11 protein-coding genes, 1 tRNA gene and 1 pseudogene are annotated in these 12,083 nt (G+C 65.0%); 3 read left to right on the plus strand and 10 right to left on the minus strand.

What is annotated here, in order from left to right; genetic code table 11:
- Window positions 1-5: 5 nt before the first annotated feature.
- The 7 genes from RX327_RS23865 to RX327_RS23895 form a co-directional block, all read right to left on the minus strand.
- Window positions 6-962: a 2-hydroxyacid dehydrogenase gene (locus tag RX327_RS23865; protein WP_317247284.1), complete on the minus strand. Its 957-nt coding sequence runs from the start codon at window positions 960-962 to the stop codon at window positions 6-8.
- 155 nt (window positions 963-1,117) lie between these two features.
- Window positions 1,118-1,810, minus strand: coding sequence for a 50S ribosomal protein L1 (gene rplA / locus RX327_RS23870; protein WP_025037003.1), 693 nt, complete (start codon window positions 1,808-1,810; stop codon window positions 1,118-1,120).
- 6 nt (window positions 1,811-1,816) lie between these two features.
- Window positions 1,817-2,245, minus strand: a complete 429-nt coding sequence (rplK, locus tag RX327_RS23875) for a 50S ribosomal protein L11 (RefSeq protein WP_011088164.1) — start codon at window positions 2,243-2,245, stop codon at window positions 1,817-1,819.
- 132 nt (window positions 2,246-2,377) lie between these two features.
- Entirely contained in the window at window positions 2,378-2,908 is a 531-nt protein-coding gene (gene nusG / locus RX327_RS23880) for a transcription termination/antitermination protein NusG (RefSeq protein ID WP_317251310.1), read from the minus strand.
- A gap of 20 nt (window positions 2,909-2,928) precedes the next feature.
- Window positions 2,929-3,120, minus strand: a complete 192-nt coding sequence (secE, locus tag RX327_RS23885) for a preprotein translocase subunit SecE (RefSeq protein WP_317247285.1) — start codon at window positions 3,118-3,120, stop codon at window positions 2,929-2,931.
- A gap of 337 nt (window positions 3,121-3,457) precedes the next feature.
- Complete coding sequence (locus tag RX327_RS23890; protein WP_028335447.1) at window positions 3,458-4,792, minus strand: ATP-binding protein; 1,335 nt, start codon at window positions 4,790-4,792, stop codon at window positions 3,458-3,460.
- Window positions 4,792-5,538, minus strand: coding sequence for a response regulator transcription factor (locus RX327_RS23895; RefSeq protein ID WP_317247286.1), 747 nt, complete (start codon window positions 5,536-5,538; stop codon window positions 4,792-4,794). The genes RX327_RS23890 and RX327_RS23895 overlap by 1 nt, the downstream gene beginning before the upstream one ends.
- Window positions 5,539-5,888: 350 nt before the next feature.
- Here RX327_RS23895 and RX327_RS23900 point away from each other — a divergent pair, with 350 nt between their 5' ends.
- Window positions 5,889-6,653, plus strand: coding sequence for a DUF3313 domain-containing protein (locus tag RX327_RS23900; protein WP_410712074.1), 765 nt, complete (start codon window positions 5,889-5,891; stop codon window positions 6,651-6,653).
- Window positions 6,654-6,658: 5 nt separating this feature from the next.
- Here the strand turns inward: RX327_RS23900 and RX327_RS23905 are convergent, their stop codons facing one another.
- A complete protein-coding gene (locus tag RX327_RS23905) occupies window positions 6,659-8,272 on the minus strand; it encodes an acyl-CoA synthetase (RefSeq protein WP_317247287.1) in 1,614 nt (537 codons plus the stop codon).
- 64 nt (window positions 8,273-8,336) lie between these two features.
- Window positions 8,337-9,101, minus strand: a complete 765-nt coding sequence (locus tag RX327_RS23910) for a FadR/GntR family transcriptional regulator (protein WP_050384829.1) — start codon at window positions 9,099-9,101, stop codon at window positions 8,337-8,339.
- 183 nt (window positions 9,102-9,284) lie between these two features.
- Here RX327_RS23910 and RX327_RS23915 point away from each other — a divergent pair, with 183 nt between their 5' ends.
- Window positions 9,285-10,490 (plus strand): ABC transporter substrate-binding protein, encoded by a 1,206-nt coding sequence (locus RX327_RS23915; protein ID WP_317247288.1) that lies wholly within the window; start codon window positions 9,285-9,287, stop codon window positions 10,488-10,490.
- A gap of 64 nt (window positions 10,491-10,554) precedes the next feature.
- On the opposite strand, the gene RX327_RS23920 is transcribed toward RX327_RS23915, so the two are convergent.
- Window positions 10,555-10,630, minus strand: a tRNA-Trp gene (locus tag RX327_RS23920).
- Between the two features lie 282 nt (window positions 10,631-10,912).
- On the opposite strand from RX327_RS23920, the pseudogene RX327_RS23925 reads away from it, so the two are divergent.
- Window positions 10,913-12,035, plus strand: a pseudogene (locus RX327_RS23925) (serine hydrolase domain-containing protein).
- Window positions 12,036-12,083 lie beyond the last annotated feature (48 nt).

Consider the following 12,083-nt stretch of genomic DNA (forward strand, 5'->3'; position numbering starts at 1 on the left):
TGCGGTCAGGACGCCGTCGCCACCGGATAGGCGAGCGGCTTGCCGGCAAAGAACGCGTCGAGATTGGCCAGCACGCAATCCTGCATGGCGACGTGCGATTCCAGCGTGTGGCCGCCGAGATGCGGCGACAGCACCACGTTCGGCAACGCGGTCAGCGCATCGGGCGCATGTGGCTCCCTCGCGAAGACGTCGAGGCCGGCTCCGGCGATCACGCCGTCGGTCAACGCTGCGACCAGCGCCTTCTCGTCGATGACCGAGCCGCGCGCGATGTTGACGACGAACCCGTCGCTGCCGAGCCGGCGCAGGATGTCGGCATTGACCGCATGCTCGGTCTCGGCGCCGGCGCGGACGGCCACCAGCAGCACGCTGCACCAATCGGCGAGCGCCTCCAGCGTCGGAAAGTATTGATAGGGCACCTCGTGCTTCGAGCGGCTGAAATAGCCGACCTCGCTCTCGAAAGCCGCGCAGCGCGCGGCGATCTTGCGGCCGATCTCGCCCATGCCGTAGACGCCGATGCGGCGGCCGGGCATGCCGGCCTGAGGCCGCATCATTGGCGAGGGCTTTGCACCGGCCCAGTCGCCGCCCCGCACGTAATCGTCAGCCACCAGCAGCCGCCGCACCGACGCCAGCATCAAGGTGACCGCGGTGTCGGCGACGGAGGCCGCATTGGCCCCCGGGCTGTGGCCGACCGCGATGCCGCGTCTGGCGGCAGCGGCGAGATCGACGCCGTCATAGCCAGTGCCGTAGCAGACGATCGCGCCGAGCTTCGGCAGCATGTCCATGGCCTCCGTGCCGAGCGCCGTGCCGCCCGCGGTGATCATGGCGCTGATATCGGCGAGCTCGGCCGCCGGGAACGCTTCGTCCAATCGCTTGCCCGCCGCGTTCAGCAGCTCATAGCGCTCGCCGAAGCGGATCAGCTGGGCCTTGGGAAAGCGTGAATAAACCAGGACCTTATCGGGCATTGTTGTTCTTTCTTGCGAGAGGCTTCAGATCTTGTCTTGGCGCGTTTTCTTCACGCGAACCGGTAGCCACTTCGCTTGAAAACGCTTTGGCAAAAACAAAGGGCGGAACCGGTTGCCCGGTCCCGCCCCTCTTTATCTCGTCACGGCCAAGGATCTCAGCCGAGAATGGTGCCCGGCTCGACCTTCACGCCCGGGCCCATGGTCGAGGACACCGCAACGCGCTGGATGTAGGTACCCTTGGAACCAGCCGGCTTCGCCTTGGAGACGGCATCCGCCAGGGCCTTGATGTTCTCGACCAGCTTCTCCTCGGAGAACGAGGCCTTGCCGACGCCGGCCTGCAGGATGCCGGCCTTCTCGACGCGGAACTCGACCGAGCCGCCCTTGGCACCCTTCACCGCGCCGGTGACGTCCATGGTCACGGTGCCGATCTTCGGGTTCGGCATCAGACCGCGCGGGCCGAGCACCTTACCCAGACGGCCGACCAGCGGCATCATGTCAGGGGTGGCGATGCAGCGGTCGAAATCGATCGTGCCGTTCTGGACCTTCTCGACCAGATCCTCGGCGCCGACGACGTCGGCACCGGCCGCCTTGGCCTCATCGGCCTTGGCGCCCCGGGCAAACACGCCGACGCGGAGCGTACGGCCGGTGCCGTTCGGCAGGGTCACGACGCCGCGGACCATCTGGTCGGCGTGACGCGGATCGACACCGAGATTGATCGCGACCTCAATGGTCTCGTCGAACTTTGCCTTCGCACGCTCCTTGACCATCTTGATGGCGTCCGCGAGCGGGTAAAGCTTTTCGCGATCAATGCCTTCGCGGGCTTTGTTCAAACGCTTTCCGATTGCCATGACCGCTTACCCCGCAACTTCCAGACCCATCGAACGGGCAGAGCCCTCGACCATCTTCATGGCCGATTCGATGGTGTCACAATTCAGGTCCTTCATCTTCTTCTCGGCGATCTCGCGCACCTGCGCCTTGGTCACCTTGCCGGCCTTGTCGCGGCCCGGCGCCTTCGAGCCGGACTGGATCTTGGCGGCCTGCTTGAGGAAGTAGGACATCGGCGGCGTCTTCATCTCGAAGGTGAAGGAACGGTCCGCATAGATGGTGATGATCACCGGGATCGGGGTGTTCTTCTCTTCCTTCTGGGTCTGGGCGTTGAACGCCTTGCAGAACTCCATGATGTTGAGACCGCGCTGACCGAGCGCGGGACCGATCGGGGGCGAAGGATTCGCCGCGCCGGCCGGGACCTGAAGCTTCAGGTATCCGGTCACTTTCTTTGCCATGTATCACTCCTGTTGTGCCGGCATGTCGCCGGCGGTTTCAGGTTCCGTGGTTCGGTTGAAGGGGCTGGCGACCGCCTCCTCCCTCCCACGGCCTCTCTACTTGACGCGAGGCATATACCCCGCGCCGTCCGGTCAGACCTTCTCGACCTGACCGAATTCCAGCTCGACCGGCGTTGCGCGGCCGAAGATCGACACCGCGACCTTCACGCGCGAGCGCGCCTCGTCGATTTCCTCGACGACGCCCGAGAACGAGGCGAACGGGCCGTCGGCCACGCGCACGTTCTCGCCGATCTCGAACGACACCGACGCCTTCGGCCGTTCCACGCCCTCCTGCACCTGGTGCAGGATGCGCATGGCCTCGGCTTCAGAGATCGGCATTGGCTTGTTTTCCGCGCCGAGGAAGCCCGTCACCTTCGGCGTGTTCTTGATCAGATGGAACGCCTCGTCGGTCAGCTTCATCTTCACCAGCACATAGCCTGGGAAGAACTTGCGCTCGGCATCGATCTTGCGGCCGCGGCGCACTTCCGTGACCTTCTCGGTCGGAACCAGCACCAGCTCGAACAAATCCTCGAGGCCGCGCTGCTTGGCCTGCTCGCGGATCGATTCGGCGACCTTCTTCTCGAAGTTCGAATAGGCGTGAACGATGTACCAGCGCTTGTCCATCAATTGAGTTCCCATGCTCATCAGTGGATGCCCAGTATCAGGGTAATCAGATAACGGATGATCTGGTCGGCGGCGAAGAAGAAGATCGAGGCGACGGCGACCATGACGAACACCATGATGGTGGTGATCGTGGTCTCACGACGGGTCGGCCAAGTGACCTTGGCGGTCTCCGAACGCACTTCCTGCAAGAACTTGAACGGGCTGACTGCCATCGTGAGATCCGCGTCCGTCTCCGGACGATTGCAACGTTTCAAGGAATCCGAACAGCCGACCTTGCGGACCCAGCCCTCGTTTGGAAGGTTGAGCCGATAAACGAGCTCGAATGTTCGGGGAATTAGGCCGCGCCGGATATCCGCCATCAAAGCGGGCCGGCTGCGAGTGCCGGGTATCTACTGCGAGACCGGCCAAACGTCAAGGTCGACGGGGTCCGACCCGGCGCCCGCCCGGTTCGGGCAGATCGGGCATTGGTCTCTCCAAATCAAGGGCTTAGCCGGCGCCCTGCAATCCCCTGGCGTCCTGGCGCGATCAGCGTCGTCCGTCTCGCCTCCTCTAGGCCAGGCCGGGTTTTGGCGGCAGCAGCATCGATACGAGCAGTCCGCTCGGCTCCCGCAGCCTCAACGCGATGCTGCCGCCATGGCGCTTGGCGATATCCTGCGCGATCGATAGCCCCAGCCCGAAGCCCCCCTCCTGCCGGGCGCTGTCGGCCTTGAAGAAGGGCTCGAATACCTTGTCGTGCAGCGCCGGCGGAATGCCCGGACCGTCGTCGGCCACCTCGATCTCGATGTGGCCGGCCTCCATGGGGCGAAGCGTCACCGCGACCTTGCTGCCGTGCTTGACCGCATTCTCCACGATATTGGTGACGGCGCGCGACAGCGCGCGGGGCCGGCAGGCATAAGGCAGACGCGCCGGCCCGACATAGGATACCGCGTGGCCCATGTCGGCGAAGTCCGAACAGATGGTCTGCAGGAAGCTCGGCAGGTCGATGAACGACGCCGCCTCCGAGCGAGCATCCTCGCGCAGATACTCCAGGGTCTCGTTGATCATGCGCGTCATCTTGGCGATATCGCCCAGCATCGCAGGGCGCAGGGTGTCGTCGCCGACGCGCTCGGTACGCAGCCTGAGCCGGGTCAGCGGCGTCCGCAGGTCATGACTGATGGCGGCGAGCATGCGGGTGCGGTCGTCGAGCAGCGCTGCGATACGCGTGCGCATGTCGTTCAGCGCGTCGGCGACCTGGGCGATTTCGAGCGGACCGCGCCGGCGCAACACCTCGGGAGCCCGCGGCGAGCGGCCGAACGAGGTCGCGGCACGCGCGACATCGGCCAGCGGCGCAATCACCCAACGCACCGCATAGACCGACAGCAGCAGCATCGAGATCAGCACGATGATCCCGCCTCCTGCCACCGGGCGGAGCAAAAAGGACCAGAAGCCGCCCTTGACCGCAACGTCGGCCATCAACGCGTGGCCGTCGTCGAGCTTCACGAGCACCTGTGACGACGAGCCCGCCGGATGGCGCAGTTCTTCCAGCAACTCAATTCCGGACTCGGCCGCCAGCTGCCGAAACGCTCTTATGGAAAACGGCCGCGTCTCACCGACCGTCCGAGGCACGAGTTCGCTCAACGCGACGCGCCTGGCGTCGAGACCGCCGCGCCTGGCTGCCGCCAGCAGTTCTTCGGCGTCGACGGGCGTCTTCGTGAAACGCAGAAGCTGCGTGAGCTCCGCGACCCGCCCGGCAAGAAACTTCTGCGTGTCGTTGACCGAGGGAGAATCGAACAGAAAGATGACGGTCACAGCTGCGAGCATGATGCCGATCAATTCCGAGAGCGCGACGAGGCTCATGAGCTGCGCGGCGATGCTGCGCGGCATCAGCCGCTGCGCCCATCCCATCAGAGCGGCTCGACCGCGGGCGTGAACACGTAGCCGCCGAGCCGCACCGTCTTGATCATCGAGCGGTCCTTCGGATCCGGTTCGATCTTCTGCCTGATGCGGCTGATGTGAACGTCGACGCTTCGCTCGACCGATGCGATCAGGCCACCGAAGGCCTGCTCGATCAATTGCTCACGTGACAGCACCTGCCCAGGATTGCGGCAGAACGCCAGCAGCAGATCGAACTCGGCACCGGTCAGCGTGATCCGAACGCCCGCGGGGTCATGCAGCTCGCGGGTGGTGGGGTTGATGCGCCATCCGGCAAAGGTCAGCGGACGCGGCCGTGACCGCGACGAGGCGCCGCTCTCGACGCGGCGCAGCAATGCCCGGATGCGGGCCACCAGCTCGCGCGGGCTGAACGGCTTGGTCACGTAGTCGTCGCCGCCGATCTCGAGGCCGAGGATGCGGTCGATCTCCTCGTCGCGGGCGGTGACCATGATGATCGGAATCGAAGACGACATGCGCAGGCGCCGGCAGATGCTCAGCCCATCCTCGCCCGGCAGCATCACGTCGAGTACGACGAGATCAAAGCTCTCGCGCTTGAGCAGCGCGTCCATCTCCACGGCCGAGCCGACCAGCACCGGTCGGAAGCCGTTGTCCTCAAGCACCTCAGCCAACATGCGCGCGATATCGGCATCGTCCTCGACGCAGAGGATGCGTGCGTTGGTGACGGGGAAAGCCACGAGGTCGTATTCCAGGATTTGCATCACGGCATTTTAGAGGCCTCGGCCCCGGATGCGCAGCGCGCAAATATAGCGTTTTGTTAAGCCTGCACGGCCAAATGTGGCTCAAATAGGTCGCGCGGTTTTCGCGAGCTACATCTGACTTAATATCTCTTAATCCCGACCCGGGCGGCCCTGCCCTATCGTGACGTCCGATCGTTCGTGGGGTGAGCGGTCGTTCGAGGGGTACATGAGAATTCGAATTTCTGCCGGGCGCTGCGACTGATGCGCAGAGCACGGGCCGGGCGTCGCGCAATGGTCAGCCCAATCGGCCGTCCCTGCTTGCCACCGCTGCGGTAGTGGTGGCGTTGTTGTCGGGCTGTGCCAGCGCACCGATGACGCGGGGCGGGTCATTGGCATCCTACGACAATCTCACGCCGTCCGACGGAGTGCTGGCGAAATCGCTGGTTCGCGTCAACAAGGACGAGGTCCTCGCTGCGAAGACGGTGCGGATCGTCCCGACGACCTTCTCGCAGGCAGCGTCGCCGACGCTGTCGCAGGAGCAGCGGCACCTGGTGGCCAACGCGATCGATCGTTCGCTGTGCGTCGGCCTGAGCGAGCGGCTTCAGGTCGTTGGTGCCGATCAGCCTGCGGATCTGTTGTTGCATGCGCTTGTCACCCAGGCGGCGCCCACCGACGAGGTCGCGGCGGGCACTTCCAAGGTGGTCAGCTTCCTGCCGAGCGCGCTCGGCGCAGGCGTGCCGGTGCCGGTGCCGCGGTTGCCGGTCGGACTTGGCAGCCTGACCGTCGAAGCCGAGGTGCGCGATCAGGCCAGCCGCCAGCAGGCGGCGATGATTTGGGCCCGCGGGGCGAATTCGTTCACCAACTCGCCCATGGTCTCGAGCGCCGGTGACGCCTACGATCTCGCCCCTTCCTTCAGCGACGATTTCAGCAAGCTCGTCGTCACCGGCAGCACGCCGTTCGGAAAGGCGCCAGAGCTGCCATCGTTCGACAAGATTGGCGCCACGCTCGGCGGCAAACCGAAATACGCGGCCTGCGAGGCGTTCGGCCGCAGTCCCGGCCTGGTCGGAATGGCCGCCGGCAAGCTTGGCTTGCCGCCGGAATGGTCGGACAAGGCGCCGGCGACGGCTGGCCAGTAGACCGCCTAGCCGGCGAAGCTCTTCTGGACCGCCTTGTCGAGCGTCTCACCGCCGACGAAGCGCTGGCGCAGCTCGCGCTTCAACAACTTGCCGCTCGGATTCTTCGGCAGGGCATCCACGAAGATGACCTGCTTCGGCACCTTGAAATGAGCCATCGACGCCGCGCAATGCTTGATCACCATATCGGCATCGAGGCTTTCGCCGGCCCTGACCACCACGATCGCAGTCACCGCCTCAATCCAGCGCGGATCGGGCAGGCCGACCACGGCGACTTCGGAGACGGCGGGGATGCGGTAGATCATCTCCTCGACCTCGCGGCTGGCGACATTCTCGCCGCCGGACTTGATCATGTCCTTCACGCGGTCGACAACGGTGATGTAGCCCTCGGCATCGACGGTGGCGAGATCGCCGGAGTGAAACCAGCCGCCGGCGAACGCGGCCGCGGTCTTGACGGGATCGTTGTAATAGCCGGACAACAGATGCGGCGAGCGGTGCACGATCTCGCCGACCTCGCCGACCCCGACATCCTCCATTGCCGTGTTGACCACGCGCGTCTCGACATTGATCGCGGGCTTGCCGGCCGAGCCCGCCTTGCGCAGCTGGTCCTCCGGCGTCAGCACGGTCGCGAGCGGCGCGATCTCGGTCTGGCCGTAGAAATTCCAGAACTTGACGTTGGGCAGGCGGCGCTGGAGCTCGAGCAGCACCTCCACCGGCATGATCGAAGCGCCGTAGTAGCCCTTTTGAAGCGTCGACAGATCCGTCTCGTCGAAATTCGGCGAGCGCAGCATCGCGATCCAGATCGTCGGCGGCGCGAAGAAGGACGTGATCTTGTGGGCCTGGATCAGCGCCAGGACATTGTCAGGCACCGGCTTGCCGGTAATGAGACTTGTGGCGCCGAGATAGATCTGCGGTCCCAGGAAGACGTCGAGCTGAGCGCAATGATAGAGCGGCAGCGCGTGCAGCACTTTGTCGTCGGCGCTCATGCCGCCGTCGATGATGCAGCTGACATACTGCCACATCACGGCTTCGTGGGTCAGCATCGCGCCCTTGGGCAGAGATTCCGTGCCGCTGGTGTAGACGATCTGCGCGAGATCGCGGCTGTCGACCGATGCCTCCGGCGCCGACGCGTCGCTGTGCAGCAGGCTGTCGAACGTCGTGATGCCGTCGGGCGCGGTGGCCGGATCCTCGCCCGGCAGCCAGATCAGGGTCTCGACCGCCGAGCCCTTGGCGGCGGCAGCGTGCGCCGTCTCGACGAAATCGGGGCCGGTCGCGAGCAGCCTGGCGCCGGAGCTTTTCAGGATGAAATTGATCTCGTCGGGATTGAGCATGAAGTTGATCGGCACCAGCACCGCGCCGATCCGCGCCACCGCGAAGCGCAGCGCGGCGAAGGCGTGCGAGTTGCGCGACAGCACGGCGATACGGTCGCCCTTCCTGACGCCGAGCCCGAGCAGGCCGCGGCCGAGCCGGTTGCAGATCGCGTCCATCTCCGCAAAGCTCCAGCTCACCGCGCCGCAGATCAGCGCGGTCTTGCCGGGGTAGCGCTTCGCCGACCGGCGCAGCAGATCGCCGATGCTGTGCTCGCGGGCGCGCTGGATGGTTGCTGCGATGTCTCCGCTCATTTGTCCCTCCCGAATGTGCTTTGTTGTTGTTGTCTTGTTTTCGTCTTGTTTGGCCGCGCCGTCCCTATTGCCGCGCGGCGTAAGCGTGTTCCATGTAGGTGTGCTCGACCGAGCGATCGAGCGAGGCGATCTTCTCGAAGCCACGCCGCCAGTCCTGCAGGTGCCGCCGCGTCCACAGCACGCCGGCCTCCTTGTCGCGCCGCTTGATCGCGTCGAGCAGATGATGGTGCGCCTCGACCAGCCGCGTGCCGCCCTCGGGCACGCCGCCCACGATCATCTCGGTGGTCGGAAAGAACAGTTGTGCGGCGGGCTCGCGCGCCAGCTGCAGCACGCGGTTCTGCGAGGCCTTGGCCATCAGCACATGGAATTCCGCATCGAGCTCGGCAAGCGCAGCGGGATTGCCGACGACAGCTGCGCTGCGCTCGAGATTGCCGGCGAGCTCGGCGATGTTCTCCTCGGTCGCGCGCTCCACCGCGCCCTCGACGCTCGCGACCTCCAGCGTCATCGAGGTCTCGAACAGTTCGCGGAACGTCACCTCGTGCAGGATCAGCGCACGGGACAGTCGCGTCGCGAGCTTGTTGTAGCGCGGCAGGCAGGCCTGCAGCCGGCGGCTGGAATCGCGGCGGATCAGCCCGCCCTCCTCGAGTACGCGAATGCCTTCGCGCACCGTCGAGCGGTTGACGCCGAACTGCGCAACCAGCTGCTGCTCGGTGCCGATCGGCTCGCCCGGCTTGATCCGGCCGTTGATGATCTCGCGTTCGATCGCGTCGGCGACCTTCTGATAGGCCGGCGCGACATCGATGCGCCGGAACAGCGGCGTGGTGGGCATCTTCAGCTCCCCCGGCCCGATTGTCGTTTGTCCGACAAAGGATAGGCGAAGGCCCTTGGGGCGTCAAATGAGTAATATCCGGCCTGATTGTCGCACCCAAGCGGCCGGAATTGACACCGGAACCGGGCAAATCTAGCTTTGTCGGACAAACTGATAAGAACACCTTCGGGGAGGCACGCCATCATGAAATCCATCGTCACGAATTTGTCCGCCGCCGGCCTGATCGCGGCTGTGCTGGCAGGGCCGGCGCTCGCCCAGCAGGCACCGCTCAAGATCGGCGTGCTCTCCGACTTCTCGTCCGTCTATTCAGACATCGGCGGCATGGGCAATGTCGAGGCCACCAAAATGGCGATCGAGGACTTTGGCGGGCAGATGTTCGGCAAGCCGATCGAGATGCTGAGTGCCGACGTGCTCAACAAGCCCGACGTCGCCTCCACCATCGCCCGCAAATGGTGGGAGACCGAAGGCGTCGACATGATCATCGATCTGCCGACTTCGGCCACCGCGCTCGCGGTGATGGAGCTGTCGAAGCAGTACGAGAAGATCATGATCGTGACGGATGCGGCGAGCTCCGACATCACCGGAAAGTCCTGCTCGCCCTACACCGCGCATTGGACCTACGACACCTATGCCAACGCGCACACCGTGGGCAGCGCCATCGTCAAGAACGGCGGCGATACCTGGTTCTTCCTGACCGCGGACTACGTGTTCGGCCATTCGGTCGAGCGCGACACCGGTGACGTCGTGAAGGCCTCCGGCGGCAAGGTGCTGGGCAGCGTCAAGCATCCCCTCAACACGGCGGACTTCTCCTCGTTCCTGCTGCAGGCGCAGGCTTCGAAGGCCAAGATCATCGGCATGGCCAACGGCGGCGCCGACACCATCAACACCATCAAGCAGGCCTCCGAATTCGGCATCGTCGCGGGCGGGCAGAACCTCGCCGGCATCGTGATGTTCATCTCGGATATCCACAGCCTCGGGCTCAAGCTGGCGCAAGGCCTCATCGTCACCGAGGCCTATTATTGGGACCTCAACGACAGGACCCGCGCTTTCGGCAAGCGCTTCCTGGAGCGGGTCAAGCGCATGCCGACCATGAACCAGGCCGCGACCTACAGCGCCACGCTGCACTATCTCAAGGCGGTGCAGGCCGCCGGCACCCGCGACACCAAGACCGTGATGGCCAAGATGCGCGAGCTTCCGGTGCGGGATGCCTTCACCGACAACGGCGTGCTGCGCGAGGACGGCCGCATGGTGCACAGCATGTACCTGTTCCAGGTGAAGAAGCCGGAGGAATCGAAGGGACCGTGGGATTATTACAAGCTGCTCGCCGAAGTTCCCGCCGACCAGGCCTTCCGGCCGCTGAAGGACGGCGGCTGCCCGCTCATCAAGTAGGCAAACATGATCATGGCCGGGGTCGGGGACCTCGGCCAACACCTTCAAATGATTGGGTAAAAGCTGGCAGGAGTGGCAGGGCTCGAACCTGCGACCCCCGGTTTTGGAGACCGGTGCTCTACCAATTGAGCTACACTCCTACGAACCCGCGTCGCCGCCGGTTCGCGCCGTTTCAAGCACAGGGCATGGCCGGTTTGCAAGGGCGAAGCAGCGAAGCTTCTGTTCATTGCAAAACTTCTGCGCCAGACTTCAGCGATCACCCCAAGATCACGCCATGCCGGCACCTCGCCGCAAGAATCAAGAACCAGGGAGAGACCATGAACGCCCAAACCGCCACCAAGCACGCCGCCAGCCCGACCACCCCCTCCCTCCCCCTCGCCAAGCCCGAATCGATCGGATTGTCGAGCGCGCGGCTGCAGGCGATGTCCGACACCTTCCGCCGCGAGATCGACAAGGGAACCGTCCCCGGCGTCACCGTGCTGGTGGCCCGGCGCGGCCAGATCGGCTGGTTCGAGGCGCTCGGCAAGCAAAGCCCGGCCGACGCCGCACCGATGGCGCGCGATTCGATCTTCCGCATCTTCTCGATGACCAAGCCGATCGTCTCGGTCGGCATCATGGCGCTGGTCGAGGATGGCCAGCTCCTGCTCGGCGACGCCGTCGCAAAATTCATCCCGGAATTCGCCGAGACCAAGGTCGGCGTCGAGAACAACGGCAAGCTCGAGCTGGTACCCGTGCAGCGGCAGATGACGATCCAGGACCTGCTCCGCCACACGTCTGGACTTACTTATGACCACACCGGCAACGGCCCGGTGCAGCAGCTCTATCAGCAGTCGCGGCTGCGCAGCCGCAAGATCACCAATGCCGAGCACGCCACCATGCTCGCCGGCATGCCGCTGGTCTGCCAGCCCGGCGCGGCGTTCAACTACAGCCGCTCCACCGACATTCTGGGCCGTATCATCGAGGTCGTCAGCGGCAAGACGCTCGGCGCCTTCCTCACCGAGCGCGTGCTCGCACCGCTCCAGATGGCCGAGACCGGCTTCTCTACATACCGGGGAAGCCAATGCCGGCCGCCTCGCCGAGGCGTTTGCCAACGATCCCTGGACCAGCGAGAAGGTGCAGCTGTTCAACATGCTCGAGCAGCCGGTGATGGAGTCCGGCGGCGGCGGCCTGGTCTCGACCACGATGGACTATGCCCGCTTCTGCCTGATGCTGCGCAATGGCGGCACGCTCGACGGCAACAGGGTCATCGGCCGCAAGACGCTCGAGCTGATGGCCTCCGATCACCTCGGGCCAGGCGTTGCGGTCAACGGCACCCTGCTCTCGCCCGGCCACGGCTTCGGCCTCGGCTTCGCCGTGCGCAAGGAGGCCGGCATTGCGCCCTTCCCCGGCAGCGTCGGCCAGTATTTCTGGAGCGGCATTGCCGGCACGTTCTTCTGGATCGACCCGAAGGAGGATCTGTTCGCGGTGTTCATGAGCCAGGGCCCGGGCCAGCGCGAATATACCCGCTCGCTGGTGCGCAACGGCGTGTACGCGGCGGTGGAGTAATCGCCGCGCTCCCCTCGTCCTCAACACTGTCATGCCCCGCGCATGCGG

This window comes from Bradyrhizobium sp. BEA-2-5 (genome assembly GCF_032918025.1).
Taxonomy (GTDB): domain Bacteria; phylum Pseudomonadota; class Alphaproteobacteria; order Rhizobiales; family Xanthobacteraceae; genus Bradyrhizobium; species Bradyrhizobium pachyrhizi.